Annotated in this window: 11 protein-coding genes; 8 read left to right on the top strand and 3 right to left on the bottom strand. The window is 65.2% G+C overall.

All coding sequences use genetic code 11. The features are described from left to right. Nucleotides 1-262: 262 nt before the first annotated feature. Nucleotides 263-1,141 (bottom strand): AAA family ATPase, encoded by an 879-nt coding sequence (locus tag HT578_RS21835; RefSeq protein ID WP_084592359.1) that lies wholly within the window; start codon nt 1,139-1,141, stop codon nt 263-265. After that, nucleotides 1,068-2,468 carry a Mu transposase C-terminal domain-containing protein gene (locus HT578_RS21830; RefSeq protein WP_039396760.1) on the bottom strand — a complete coding sequence of 467 codons (1,401 nt, stop codon included), beginning with the start codon at nt 2,466-2,468 and terminating at the stop codon, nt 1,068-1,070. The genes HT578_RS21835 and HT578_RS21830 overlap by 74 nt, the downstream gene beginning before the upstream one ends. 191 nt (nt 2,469-2,659) lie before the next feature. On the opposite strand from HT578_RS21830, the gene HT578_RS21825 reads away from it, so the two are divergent. Both HT578_RS21825 and HT578_RS21820 read left to right on the top strand, forming a co-directional pair. Then, nucleotides 2,660-3,232, top strand: coding sequence for a recombinase family protein (locus HT578_RS21825; protein WP_009824027.1), 573 nt, complete (start codon nt 2,660-2,662; stop codon nt 3,230-3,232). A gap of 478 nt (nt 3,233-3,710) precedes the next feature. Then, nucleotides 3,711-4,724 carry an aspartyl protease family protein gene (locus tag HT578_RS21820; RefSeq protein WP_009824026.1) on the top strand — a complete coding sequence of 338 codons (1,014 nt, stop codon included), beginning with the start codon at nt 3,711-3,713 and terminating at the stop codon, nt 4,722-4,724. On the opposite strand, the gene HT578_RS21815 is transcribed toward HT578_RS21820, so the two are convergent. Beyond that, nucleotides 4,718-5,137 (bottom strand): MerR family transcriptional regulator, encoded by a 420-nt coding sequence (locus tag HT578_RS21815; protein WP_007406847.1) that lies wholly within the window; start codon nt 5,135-5,137, stop codon nt 4,718-4,720. The two genes, HT578_RS21820 and HT578_RS21815, sit on opposite strands and share 7 nt — an antisense overlap. A 75-nt stretch (nt 5,138-5,212) precedes the next feature. On the opposite strand from HT578_RS21815, the gene HT578_RS21810 reads away from it, so the two are divergent. The 6 genes from HT578_RS21810 (at nt 5,213) to HT578_RS21785 (ending at nt 13,941) form a co-directional block, all read left to right on the top strand. Continuing rightward, on the top strand, nt 5,213-5,839 hold the full coding sequence (locus HT578_RS21810; RefSeq protein ID WP_004212870.1) for a cation efflux transmembrane domain-containing protein: 627 nt from the start codon (nt 5,213-5,215) through the stop codon (nt 5,837-5,839). Beyond that, complete coding sequence (locus HT578_RS21805; protein WP_009824024.1) at nt 5,839-7,806, top strand: cytochrome c/FTR1 family iron permease; 1,968 nt, start codon at nt 5,839-5,841, stop codon at nt 7,804-7,806. The genes HT578_RS21810 and HT578_RS21805 overlap by 1 nt, the downstream gene beginning before the upstream one ends. A gap of 73 nt (nt 7,807-7,879) precedes the next feature. Beyond that, nucleotides 7,880-8,176, top strand: coding sequence for a hypothetical protein (locus HT578_RS21800; RefSeq protein WP_039396785.1), 297 nt, complete (start codon nt 7,880-7,882; stop codon nt 8,174-8,176). 60 nt (nt 8,177-8,236) lie between these two features. Next, nucleotides 8,237-9,514, top strand: a complete 1,278-nt coding sequence (locus HT578_RS21795; protein WP_213504644.1) for a TolC family protein — start codon at nt 8,237-8,239, stop codon at nt 9,512-9,514. Beyond that, on the top strand, nt 9,514-10,692 hold the full coding sequence (locus HT578_RS21790; protein WP_039396764.1) for an efflux RND transporter periplasmic adaptor subunit: 1,179 nt from the start codon (nt 9,514-9,516) through the stop codon (nt 10,690-10,692). Before HT578_RS21795 ends, HT578_RS21790 begins: the two co-directional genes overlap by 1 nt. Before the next feature lie 3 nt (nt 10,693-10,695). Beyond that, nucleotides 10,696-13,941, top strand: a complete 3,246-nt coding sequence (locus tag HT578_RS21785; protein ID WP_213504643.1) for an efflux RND transporter permease subunit — start codon at nt 10,696-10,698, stop codon at nt 13,939-13,941. The last annotated feature ends 26 nt before the right edge of the window (nt 13,942-13,967 follow it).

Here is a 13,967-nt window from a genome sequence, read left to right as displayed (position 1 = left end):
GGCAGGTAGATCGAGGGATTTGCGCAGCGGCAAGAACCGGAGAAGGGAGGCTGAGCCCCCGGGGTCTTGAGCTACAACGTTAAGCCTAAGAAACGGGCAGGGGCCTGGTAGCGCGTAGTGTATGAGCGAAGCCACCATCGCTCAAACTCATCAGCACAGTCCAATTTCGAAGAGGAAACAAGAAAGTGGTTCCGGAAACGGTATGGATCTTATCCTGTGTAAACGCTCGCGCTAAATGGCGGCGTTCTGATCGCGCTATTTGTCAGTTGCCGGGTCCGATGACGAGGCAATCGCGCGCGGCCTGAACGATGTCAGCGGTGACCTCCTCGACGCGGTTGAGGGTCATGATCCGCCGCATCTGCGCGAACAGGCGCTCCATGAGCCGGAAGTTGCCGCGCGTGATGCGGATCACGGCTGCCTGCGCTTCGATCGCGTCGAGTTGGGCCGGGTCGAAGCTGATCCCGAAATCGCCGGCGTGGGTCGCGAGCAGCAGCCGCATTTCGGTCTCGGTAAGCGGTTTGAACTCGTGGACGAAGCCGATCCGCGAGTAGAGCTGGGCATAGCGGGCGAGGCGCTTCTCCAAGCCCGGCATACCCATCAGGATCAGCCCGAAGCCGTGGCGATCGGCCATGTCGCGGAGATGTTCGAGCGACTTTATGGTCAGGCGGTCGGCCTCGTCGACGATGACGAGGGGGCAGGCGATGCGGGCGGCGTCATGGGTGATTTCGTCCTGCGAGCCGCCCGCGACCGTCAGCCGGGCATAGCCCAGCTTAATGAGGTTGAGGCCCAACACCGCGTCGATCGTCTTGGGCGTGTTGCTGACCGACACGGTGTAGAAGACGGCGCGGCAGCGAGCGACCTTTTCGCCAAGGAGCGCGGCAATGGGACGGAGCGCGGCATATTCCCCCAGGTCGGGGAAGCTGGAAAACTCGCGCGCCGATCGCGTCTTTCCGACGCCCGGCCGGCCATGACACACGCCGATATAGCGGTAGTGCGCGCAGGCTTCGGCAAACTCGACGAACCGGGCATGTTCGCGGGTCGCCAGGAACGGCTGCTCGACCAGGAACTCAATCGTCAGCGGCGTAGAGCCGGAGCCCTCGGTAGGTGGTGGGCCGGAAAGCCGTATCCTCTTGGTCGCCATCGAAGGTCTCCGTGGGGGCAGGCACCTGCTTGTCGCGCTCCTTCGCGCCGCGCCGGGCGCGCTGGATCGCGCGCAACGACGGGTGCCCAGCGTGCTCGGAGCTGAGCGCACGGCAGACGAACCGGCCCTGGTGGTAGACGTGGATCTCGGTCAGGTCGCGGGGGTCATAGACCGCCTCGACCTGCTCGCCGACGAAGGCCGCGAGCGTGGGTTCGACATAGCGCCTGCCCATCAGACGGATGCCGTCGCGCAGCACTTTACGGGGCTTGGGCACGTGCACGAGCAGCATGTCGAGCTGTTCAAGGCTGTCGGGCATTGCGGGCAGGAACCCGCCCTTCTGCCAGCGCGTGATCGGCGGTTCGCCGGTGCTGCCATGCGGGCGACGATGATAGACGCCGCACACGAACGCCTCGAAGCGGGCGCGCAGCTCGTCGAGCGTGAGCACTGGCGCCGACAGCGGCTTGCCCGCGATCAGGTGGCCGGGCAGGTCGGGCAGGAACATGTCGTTGATGGTGCGGAACAGCCGCTCGATCTTGCCGCGCCCGCGAGGACGCCCCGGCAGCGAATGGATGAGGCGGATTTTGAGGGCGATGCACGCCTGCTCGATATGCTCGGAGATGAAATCCGAGCCGTTGTCGACGTAAAGCTGTTCGGGAATGCCGCTGACGATCCATTCGGGATTGGGCTTGCGCCAGATCGCCTGCCGCAAGGCGAGCGCCGTGTTGAGGGCACTGGGGGCATCGAGGCTGAGGAAGTAACCGGCGATGGCTCGGCTGTGATCGTCAACGATGACGGTCAGCCAAGGACGCACCGGGGTTCCGGCATCATCGAGCACGAGAATGTCGAGAACGGTATGATCGGCCTGCCACATCTCGTTCGAGGTCGCGGCTTCGCGCCGATGCACTAGCTCGTGCTGGTCGCGGTAGACGGCCGGATCGGAGGCTGCGGCGATCTGGCTTGCCGGTATCGCCCTGACGACACGCGCGACGGCCGCATAGCTGGGGGTTCGGTGTCCATGCGCGATGGCGAGTTCCTGCACCTTTCGGTGAATGGCGGCGACCGGGGGTCGCGGGCGCTTGGTGGCGAGAGTGCGGGTCAGTTCGACCAGATGTTCCGGCAGGTGCAGCCTGCCCCGATCGTTGCGCGGCAGACGCGCGAGACCGGCAAGTCCTTCGGCACGGTAGCGCCCGAGCCAGCGCTGCAACGTCCGCTCGCTCAGCGTGCCGGTGCGGGCGAGGTCCGCGAGCGGGATGCCATCGGCGAGGTGCGGTTCAAGGACGCGGTAGCGCTCGATCGCCAGCGGCGGGACAAGCGCCGGATGCGTCACCGCCGACGGTCCGTGTCGCAGGTAAGGAAAACGGAGATTTGCCTGCCCATCGCCATGCGAGTCCGCTCGCGTTGCCAAACCGGCCTGTTCGACGTAAATCTACCCGGTAAAGAAAACTAGGGCAACATAGACCTGCCGATGACGACTTTCTTCCCAAACCGCGCCCGATCGGGGCGCCACCGGCCCTACGCATGAAAATCGGTTACGCCCGCGTATCGACCGCCGAGCAGAACCTGGACCTCCAGCGTGATGCGCTGAAGGCTGCCGGCTGCGAGAAGGTCATCACCGACAAGGCCTCCGGGGCGACTGCCGCTCGCCCTGGATTGGAAAAGGTGAAGGAGCTGCTTCGCGCCGGCGACACACTGGTGGTCTGGCGCCTCGACAGGCTCGGCCGCTCGCTCCGTGATCTGATCGGATGGATGACCTACCTCGACGAGGAAAAGGTCGGGCTGCTGAGCCTGCACGAGGCGATCGACACGACCACCACGTCGGGCAAGCTTACCTTCCACCTGTTCGGGGCATTGGCGGAGTTCGAGCGCAACCTGATCCGCGAGCGGACCCAGGCCGGTCTCACCGCAGCCCGCGCTCGCGGCAAGAAGGGTGGCCGGCCGGCCGCACTCGGCAAGGACAAGCGCGACCTGCCCGTCAGGCTCTACCACGAGAACACGATGCCGATCGCCAAGATTTGCTCGATGCTCGGCATCTCCAAGCCAAAACTCTACGCCTATGTGCGATCGGCCGAGACCAAGCCGGTAGCCGCGTAGCGACGCTCGCCGACAAATAGCGCGATCAGAATGCCGCCATTTAGCGCGAGCGTTTACACCGTTCGCGGTCCCGATCGGCCCAGCGTCCCCCGGAACCGTTCGTTATCGGGAAGGCATCTAAGCGGTCTGCACCATCCTTCATCTAAAGTTCTCCAAGCGCTTCTGAGGATTTTCGGGCGCACCAAAAGCACTTGCTCCTCCAGTGGCTGGAGCATGTAACCGCAATTTGCTCTCCTGCGGACGGGGGGCTGGAGGTGGCTTTTTGACGGCCCGTGTTGAAGCAATCGGTATGTCTCGACGCTCATTAGTGGCGCGGCTGGTGGCCTGTGGAACCGGCTTGGTGCTCGGTTCTCCAACGCTCGCGCGACAGACTTCCCGGTCTGCGGGCTCGTGGAACTTCGGTGCGGCTCACCTCGAATGGGAGCCGCTGGAAGTCGGCACGGGTGATACCCTCCTTGTTTCGGCACAAGTGCGCGGAGTGCCGGTGCGGGCGGTGCTCGACAGTGGCAGCGGCGCGTCGATCATGAGCACGGCGCTCGCGGCGAAGCTCGGCTTGAACGATGGTGAGCGGCGCATGATTAGCGGGCTGAGCGCCAAGGCCCCGGTGCTGCTGGTCCGCGACATCGACGTACAGCTCGCCCGCGAAACCCGTCGCTTACCCTTTGCCGTCGTTGGTGATCTGAGTTCAGTGTCGGCGGCCTTCGGACGACCGATCGATATCCTCCTCGGTGCCGATATGTTCACGGGTAGCTGCATCGCGCTCGATTTCGCGAAAAGGCGTATGGCGGTCGTCAAGTCAGGCACGTTTCTCGCCGGTCCCGACTGGCGCGCTGTCGCGCTCGGGCGCGGTGCCAAGCAGGAGCTGTTCATTCGAGCTTCCGTCTCGGGTTTGCCTCCCGTGCCCTTGATGATCGATCTTGGCAGCTCGGCCGCGCTGATGCTCTCGTCGGCCTATGCCCGCGATCAAGGGCTGTTGAACGGGAAGCTCGTCTCGACCGCGGCGATCGGCGGCGTCGATGGTGTGCGTATCAACGATGCTTTCACGATCCAGAACATCAACATCGAAGGGCTTGGCGTCTCGAACGTCCCCACACTCGGGATGAGAGCTTGGCTCTCCACCAGCACGGTTGGCAATGTCGGCCTACCGCTGATCGCTCAATTCGACGTGGTGTTCGACGTGACCGCCGGATTCGTGTGGCTCCGGCCACTCGGTCCTCGTCGTCGCCTGCCGATGCTGAAGGACCGTAGCGGCCTTGGCCTCGCAGCCTCACCAACGGCGCTCACCGTTGTTCATGTGGCGGCGAACAGTCCCGCGGAAAAGGCTGGCTGGGCGGTCGGCGACCGGATCGTGGCGGTGAACGGCCATTCGATCGATGCGAACTATACGCGTGGGGAGCTCTGGCAAGTGCGCTCCCGGCCTGCTGGCACCCTCGTAAAGCTGACGATGGCCTCGGGTGATGTGCGCGAGCTCAGGCTGGCCGATTATTATTGATCGGCTTGAGGGTGGCCTTTGCCGATCGCCTTCATGATCCGACAATCGGCCATGCGCGCCTTGGTGCAGCTCTGGCTGAGCATTGCCAACTCATCCCGCAACACCGCGAGTTGCGCCAGTCTCTCCTCCACATCCTTGAGGTGCTGAGCAGCGATAGCTGAGGCGGCACCACAATCCTGGTCCGGGTTCTGCGCCAGCCCCATCAACGAACGGATCTCGTCGACGGAGAAGCCAAGCCGGCGACCGTTGCGGATGAAGTGCAAACGCTCAATGTCACTGGCATCGTAGGTTCTGCGACCCGACGCCGTGCGAGGGGCGGATCGGAGCAACCCGATCGACTCATAAAAGCGGATCGTCGTCACCTTCGTCGAGGTCTCGCTGGCGAGCTGCCCAATCATCACCGGCTTCATCATGCCATCCTTGCTTATGCGAACGTGTCGCACATTTCGCTTGCTTCTACAGCGACTGGAGGTGGTAAGGAAGGCCGCATGAATGCTTCTACCGAAAGCTGCGGGTGCCACGGGGAGCCCGCGCGCGCGCAAACCGATCCGGCCTATCGCCGTGCGCTGCTGACCGTCGTGGTGCTCAACCTCGGCTTCGGAGTCGCCGAGCTGTTCGGCGGGTTCATCGCCGATAGCCAAGCGCTGAAAGCGGATTCCCTCGATTTTCTCGGGGACGGGTCGATCAGCCTTATCGGTCTTCTCGCGCTTGCCTGGTCCGCACGGGCGAGGGCAAAGGTCGCGCTGACGCAGGGGTTGTTTCTCGGTGCGCTTGGCGTGGGCGTAATCGGTTTCGCGATTTGGCGCGCCCTGAACGCAACCGCGCCCGATGCCGAACTGATGGGCACAATCGGCGTTGTCGCGCTCGCGATCAATGTCGTGTCCGCCTTGGTGCTTGCGCGTTTCCGGGAAGGGGACGCCAATGTTCGCGCGATCTGGCTGTTCAGCCGCAACGACGCGCTCGCCAACGTGGCGGTGATCGCCGCGGCCGGTCTGGTGGCGTGGACAGGAAGCGCCTGGCCGGACCTCGCCGTCGCCGGCCTCATCGCCCTCCTGTTCCTCCACTCCGCTTATGAAATCGTCACTGGCGCTCGGCGCGAATTGGGAGAGCGGTAGTGCGTCTGCTCGCGTTGATCCGGGCAATGCTCTCGTTGCGGCTGCTCTCCGCGCTCGCGGCGCTGCTGATCCCTGCTGCGGCAATCGCCGAACCCGGCGACGTGCAAACCGCATGGCGGCTGCTCGACTATATGGCCGTCGATTATGGCGGCGCGGTCGCCAACGGTCGGATCAAGAGCACGTCGGAATATGCCGAGATGACGGAGTTCGCCGCGTCGGTCTCGACACGGTTTCAGGGCCTGCCGGCGAAGCCGGAGCGTCAAGCCCTCATCCAGCGGGCTGCCAACCTCCAGGCGGTGATCGCGGAAAAGGGACCGACTGAACAGGTGGCAACATTGGCGCACGGGCTCGCGGCCGATCTGTTGCGCGCCTACCCGGTGCCGCTCGCGCCCGATAAGGCTCCGAACCTCGTCTCCAGCGATGCCCTGTTCCGACAATCCTGCGCGTCCTGCCACGGGATGACGGGCAACGGCCGTGGCCCTGACGCCGCCAAGCTCGCTACGCCCCCGATTGCTTTCACCGATGCCGAGCGCGCGCGCCAGCGCAGCGTGTTCGCGCTCTATCAGGTGGTGACGCAAGGCATCGACGGGACCGCGATGCAGAGCTTCGCCGATCTGCCCAACGATCAGCGCTGGGCGTTAGCATTCCGAGCCGGGAGCTTCGCCTTCACGGATGCGCAGGCGCGCGAAGGCGAGCGGCTTTGGAAATCCGACCCGACCCTTCGCCGGCGCATTCCGGACCTGAAAACCCTGGTCGCGCTCACCCCGGCCGCGCTCGGCGCGGCGATCGGCGACGCCAAGGCTGACCCAGTGCTCGCGTTCCTGCGTCGTCATCCCGAACAGGTGATACAACAGGCTCCCGGCTCGCTCGCGGTCGCCCGCGCCAAACTCGCCGAAAGCGTGGCGGCTGCGCGGCGCGGCGATGCGCGCATGGCGAAAGAGCTGGCGCTGTCGGCCTATCTCGATGGGTTCGAGCCGATCGAGCCAACACTCACCGCGCGCGACGCGACGCTGATGGGTCGAATCGAGGGCGCGATGGGGGAGTTCCGCGCCTCGATCGACCGGGGCGCGTCGCCCGATGATCTCGCGGAGAAGGTCGCAGTACTGGGCGGCCTTTTCGACGATGCGGAAGCGGCGCTCGCGCCTGATGCCGCCACCGAAGCGTCCACGTTCCTGGGCGCGTTCACGATCCTGCTGCGTGAAGGGCTCGAAGCCCTGCTCATCGTTGTCGCCATGATCGCGTTCCTGCGTAAAGCCGAGCGCGGCGAGGCGCTGCGGTACGTGCATGGCGGCTGGGTCAGCGCGATCATCGCGGGCGGGATCACCTGGGCGGTCGCCACCTATGCGATCGGGATCAGCGGTGCGAGCCGGGAGCTGACGGAAGGGTTTGGCTCGCTGTTCGCCGCGGTCGTGCTGCTCTCGGTCGGGATTTGGATGCACGGCAAGGCGCAGGCCGATCAGTGGCAGCGCTATATTCGCGAGAAGATGTCGCGGGCGCTCTCGGGCGGGTCGGGCTGGTTCCTGTTCGGGCTGGCGTTCGTCGTAGTTTATCGCGAGGTCTTCGAGACGATCCTGTTCTATGCCGCGCTTTCGGCGCAAGGTGACAACGGGATGCTTCTCGCGGGGGCCGGGTCGGCGATTGGACTGCTCAGCCTGATCGCTTGGGCCATGCTTCGCTACAGTCGCAAGCTGCCGATCGCGCAGTTCTTCCGCTATAGCTCCTGGCTCATGGCGGTCCTGACCGTCGTGCTGGCGGGTAAAGGCGTCGCCGCGCTCCAGGAAGCCGGCCTTATCAACATCGCACCGCTCGCGGACGTGCCACGGCTGTCGATGCTCGGCGTGTTTCCCACTTGGCAATCGGTGCTGGCGCAACTCCTGATGGCGGTCGCCATTGCGGTCGGGTTCGCCTGGAACGGGCGCGACCGATCCCGCTCGGGTTCCGGCTCAGTGACCCTTGGTTCGAATTAGTGCAATGACATGAAAACCCTTCCGTGATAGAGGCAAGCTAGTGCGAGCCTTTTTGCCTTTCCTGACATGCCTGATGCTGGTCCTGACCAGCTTCTCCGGCATGGCCCATGCCGCCGATCTGGCGGGGGGAAGCATCGCGGGCGTTGAGTTCACGGTCCATACCGCCGGTGACATCGATCAGGTGCCATCGGACTCGGACAAGAATGTCCCGCATCATCACAATTATTGTCACGGACACGACGTCGGCGCGCCTGCGCGCACGACGATGGAATATACCCCCGTCCTCACAGTGCTCAAGCCGACAATCTCCGCCTCTGCGTCGCTCGACGGCCGCACCGGCATGGTCCATTTGAGGCCCCCCCAAGCCTGACGTCCGATTTGGGCGTGCGTTGGCGCGCCCCTGTCGATCATCGTCAGGAGTCCTATTTTCATGAATCGTATCCTCGCGGCCATGCTGGCCGCAGCGTCTTGCGCCACGATGGCGCAGGCGCAGGTCGGACCGTCCGCGCCTGTTGCGCAGGAAGCGCCGGTCTACACGCTTGACCAAGCGGTCAGTGCAGCGGGCGGTTCGGCCCCTGCTGCGGAAGCGGCGACAGCTGGAATCGACGCGGCCCGTGCAGGTCGCACAGTCGCCGGCTTGCGGCCCAATCCGGTGGTTCAAGGCCAAGTCGAGAATGTCATCGGCTCCGGGCCGTATCGGGGGGTCCGCAGCGCGGAAACCACGGTCGGCTTTGCGATCCCGATCGAGCTAGGCGGCAAGCGCGGCGCCCGCGTCGCGGTCGCCAATGCGCAATTGTCCCGGGCCGAGATCCAGGCCGCGATCATCGCGGCGGATGTCCGGCTTCAGGTAACGCAGCTCTATGTCGAAGCGGTCGCGGCCGATCGCCGGGTAATGACAGCCCGCGATCAGGCCCGGATCGCCAGCGATGCGCTGCGGGCCGCGAGCGTTCGCGTGCAGGCAGGGCGGGCATCGCCACTCGAGCAACAGCGCGCGGATGTCGCGCGTATCAATGCCGACGCCAATGTGGAGCGGCAGCTTCGCTTGGCCGAGGCGGCCCGCGCCAATCTGGCGCGTCGGATCGGACGGCCGATCGACGGCCTGCTCGATGACACGCTGCTCGATCGCCTTCCCGGTGTGAACGTCTATGGGCCGTTGGCACCGGTCAACACGACCGGCACACTCGCGCTGGCGGCAGCCAACGCGGATTTCTCCATTGCCGAAGCCGGCGTGCGGCTCGCGCGCGCCAATCGCGTGCCTGACCTGAACGTCGGGCCGTCGATCCGCCGCCTGGAAGCGACCAACGACATGGCGGCGGTGTTCAGCGTGTCGATCCCGATCCCGGTGTTCAACAATGGTCGCGCCGCGATTGCGCAGGCGACCGCGCAGCGGACCCAGGCGGATGCGCAGCGCCGCGTGACCGCGCTCGACATCGAACAGGCGATCACGGACGCGCAGGCGCAGGCGGCCAATGCCGCAACGACGGCTCGTGCGGCGTCGGGGCCGGCGCTGGCGGCTGCACAGGAGGCCGCCCGCATCGCGCGGATCGGCTATCGCGAGGGCAAGTTCGGCCAGCTCGAATTGCTCGATGCTGAACGCACGCTCGCCGAAACGCGGGTCGCCGCGATCGACGCGCTTGCCAATTACCAGAATGCCCGCGCGCAAGTGGAGCGACTGACCGCTCGTGCGCCCAATGGGGGGAATCAGTGATGAAGAGCTTTTATCTCGCGGGCGCGGCGTCGCTCGCCCTGCTCTTGGCTGCCTGCGGCGGCAAGGATGGCGGAAACGAGGCAACTGCCGAAGGCGCAGCTGCCAATGAGACGGCAGCGGGCACGGAAAAGGGCGGTGCTGAAGGCGGTCATGCCGGTGAAGGCGTCGTCACATTGGGTGCCGACCAGATCGCCACAGCGGGCGTCCAGGTCGGACGGCCGATCATCGGCGGGGCCGGGACGATCGAGCTGCCCGCGATCATCGAGGGCGACCCACAGGGAACGCAGGTCGTCTCGGCCGCAATTGCGGGACGCGTGGTCGCGCTCACCCGTAACCTCGGCCAATCGGTCGAACGCGGCCAGACCATTGCGGTCATCGAAAGCCGCGAGGCGGCGCAGATCAAGGGCGAGGTCGAGGCGGCGCGGGCGCGGCTTCAGCTCGCTAATTCGAACCTCGCGCGCGAACAGCGGCTGTTCGCGCAGAGAGTCTCCCCTGAACAGGATCTGATCGCCGCCCGCACAGCGGCGACGGAGGCGCGGATCGCCCTGACGCAGGCGCAGAGCATGGTTTCGGCGGCGGGTGTCGGCGGCGGCGGGCTCAACCGGCTCGGCATTGCCGCGCCGATCTCGGGCCAGATCATTGCGCGCCCCGTGACGCTGGGACAAACGGTCGCGGCGGATGCCGAACTCTATCGCATCGCCAACCTGAGCCAGGTGTCGATCGCGCTTAATCTCAAGCCCGAGGATGCGGGCCGGGTGCGTCCCGGCAATACGGTGCTGGTGAAGGCGGCAGGCCGTCAGGCGACCGCCCGCGTGACCTTCGTGTCGCCGGCGCTTGATCCGCAGACGCGGCTCGTGCCTGCGCTCGCCACCCTCGACAATCGCGGTGGCGAATGGCGGGTCGGCGAGCCTGTGACGGCAGCCGTGCAGCTCACGGGCAGCGGCGGGAGCGGGGCGGTCCGCGTGCCGACGACGGCGGTCCAGAGTTTCGAGGGCAAGTCGGTCGTGTTCGTGCGCACGCCCACCGGCTTCAAGGCGACCCCGGTCCAGCTCGGCGATGCGTCGGGCGACACGGTGATCGTCCGGTCGGGCCTGACCGGCAACGAACAGATCGCCACCACCGGAAGTTTCACGCTCAAGGCCGAGATCGGCAAGGGCGAAGCGAGCCACGAGGATTAAGCCATGATCGCCCGTATCGTAACCTGGGCGGTCGAGAAGCGCTGGCTAGTCCTGCTCCTCACCGTCATCGTCGCCGCCATCGGCGCCTTTTCCCTCTACCGGCTACCGATCGACGCGGTGCCGGACATCACCAACAATCAGGTCCAGATCAACGTCCGCGCGCCTGCCCTCTCGCCCGAGCTGGTCGAGAAGCAGGTGTCGTTTCCAATCGAAACCGCGCTCGCCGGCACCCCCGGCCTGGAATATACGCGCTCGTTGAGCCGCAACGGCTTCGCGCAGATCACGGCGGTCTTTTCGGACGCGACGGACATCTATTTCGCCCGCCAGCAGGTGGGCGAGCGTCTGCGGGGCGTGCAAGAGAATCTGCCCGACGGCGTGAACCCAGAAATGGGTCCGATCGCGACAGGCCTGGGCGAGGTGTACATGTACACCGTTCGTCTCGATCATCGCGAGGACGACAAGCACAAGCCCGGTGAACCGGGCCAACAGCCCGATGGCAGCTACATCACGCCAGAGGGCGAGCGACTGACGACCGAAGAGGACAAGGCGACCTACCTGCGCACCGCGCAGGACTGGATCGTGACGCCGCTTCTGAAGACCACACCGGGCCTCGCCGGTGTCGACTCGATTGGCGGTTACGCCAAGCAGTTCCTCGTCGTGCCCGACGTGCAGAAGCTGGCCTCGCTCGGCATCACGCTGACGGACCTGGGAAATGCGCTGGAGCGCAATAACACCAGCGTCGGCGGTGGCTTCGTCAATCGCGATGGCGAAGGTCTGGCTGTTCGCTCGGATGCGCTCGTTCGCAATGCCAGCGAGTTGGCCAGGACCGTGATCGCGACACGTAACGGCGTGCCGATCACGGTCGAACAAGTTGCGACTGTGAAGACGGGTCAGGCGATCCGCATGGGTTCGGCATCGGAGAACGGTACCGAAGTCGTCGTCGGCACGGCGATCATGCGGATCGGCGAGAACAGCCGCATCGTGTCGACCGCGGTCGCTGAGAAACTGAAGACGATCAACGCTTCGCTGCCTCCTGACGTCGTAATTCAGCCGGTGCTGAACCGCACCGAGCTGGTCAATTCGACGATCAAGACGGTCGCGAAAAACCTGTCCGAAGGCGCGGTGCTGGTCATCGTCGTGCTCTTCCTGCTGCTCGGCAACTTCCGTGCGGCCCTGATCGCGGCGTTGGTCATCCCGATCACCATGATGCTGACAGGCTTTGGTATGCTGCGCGCTGGGGTCTCGGCCAATCTGATGAGCCTTGGGGCTTTGGACTTCGGTCTGATCGTCGACGGCGCCGTCATCATTGTCGAAAACGCGCTGCGCCGGCTTGCCGAGCAACAGCATCATGAAGGCCGATTGCTCAGCGTCAAGGAACGGCTCGCGACCGTGGCAGCCGCTGCGCGTGAGATGATCCGTCCCTCTGTGTACGGGCAGGCAATCATCATCCTCGTCTACGTACCGCTGCTCACGCTGACCGGCGTGGAGGGTAAAACGTTCGGACCGATGGCGCTGACCGTCATCATCGCGCTCGCCTTCGCCTTCATCCTCTCTCTCACCTTCGTGCCGGCGATGATTGCGATCTGGCTGTCGAAGAAGGTCGAGGAGAAGGACGGCCGCATCATCACGTGGCTGAAGAAGCGCTACGAACCCGGTCTCGACCGGGCCATGAAGCGCCCGGCGCTGACGATCGGTGCGGGTGTGGGAAGCCTTGTGGTGGCGGCGCTTGCTTTCACTACGCTCGGCTCGGTGTTCCTGCCGCAGCTCGACGAAGGCGATTTGCTGATCCAGTCGCTCCGCATTCCGGCAACGTCGGTCCAGCAGAGCCAGGCGATGCAGGTGCCGATCGAGCGGATGATGTCGAAGCAGCCGGAGGTGCAATTCGTCTATTCCAAGACGGGCACCGCCGAGCTGGCGGCCGACCCGATGCCGCCGAACGCGACCGACATGTTCGTCATCCTGAAGCCGCGCAAGGATTGGCCGGATCCTGAGCTTCCCAAGGAGGAGCTGGTCAGCCGGATCGAGGGTAATCTCGCGAAGATTCCGGGAAATGCCTACGAGATCACCCAGCCCATCCAGATGCGCTTCAACGAGCTGATCGCCGGCGTGCGCGGCGACATCGCGGTGAAGGTGTTCGGGGACGACTTCAACCAGATGAACCGGACGGCCGAGCAAATCGCGGCGGTGCTGCGCAGAACGCAAGGCGCAGCGGACGTGAAGGTGGAGCAGACGACCGGTCTTCCCATGCTCGACATTCGCGTCAACCGCGACGCGATGGCGCGGTTGGGCGTTACGGCTCAGGATGTGCAGGACACCGTGACTGCGACGATCGGCGGGCGAACATCGGGCCAGATCTTCGAGGGCGACCGTCGCTTCCCCGTGGTGATCCGCCTGTCGGAGGCGCAGCGTGCCGACATCGGCCTGCTCCAACAGGTGCAGGTGCCGGTGGCAGGCGGCGGCTATGTACCGCTGTCCAGCGTCGCCGAGATCAAGGTGGTCGATGGTCCGAACCAGATCAGCCGCGAGAACGGCAAGCGGCGCGTGGTGGTGCAAGCCAACGTGCGTGGCCGCGACGTCGGATCCGTCGTGGCGGATGCGCAGGCGGCGATCGGCAGCCAACTCCGGCTGCCTGCCGGCACCTATCTCGAATGGGGCGGCCAGTTCGAGAACCTCCAATCGGCAAGCGAACGGCTGAAGCTGGTCATTCCGGCTTGCTTCATCTTGATCCTGCTGCTCCTCTACGGGGCGTTGGGATCGGTCCGCGACGCCGCGATCGTGTTCACCGGCGTGCCTTTCGCGCTGGTGGGCGGCGTCCTGTTGCTGTTCCTGCGGGGCATGGACTTCTCGATCTCGGCGACAGTGGGCTTCATCGCCCTCTCGGGCATCGCGGTCCTCAACGGCCTCGTCATGGTCAGCTCGATCCAAGATCTGATCCGATCAGGGATGAGCCGCGAGGAAGCCGCGCATGTTGGCGCGATGCAGCGTCTGCGACCCGTCATCATGACCGCGCTAGTCGCCAGCCTCGGCTTCGTGCCGATGGCGCTGGGCGAAGGCGCCGGCGCAGAGGTTCAAAAGCCTTTGGCGACGGTCGTCATCGGCGGTCTGATCTCGGCGACGCTTCTTACGCTGTTCGTGCTGCCGACACTCTATGCCCGGTTCGGGCAGAAAGTGATCGAGAAACCCGAGCACTACAATGAGGAGCATGAAGGGGACGACCACGGTCAGACCTTCGTGAACAACTTGGCCTGATGGATGGGCGGGGCGATCCGCGATCG

Source organism: Novosphingobium decolorationis (assembly GCF_018417475.1).
GTDB classification, from domain to species: Bacteria; Pseudomonadota; Alphaproteobacteria; order Sphingomonadales; family Sphingomonadaceae; genus Novosphingobium; species Novosphingobium decolorationis.
This window is presented reverse-complemented; position numbering and strand designations above follow the sequence as displayed.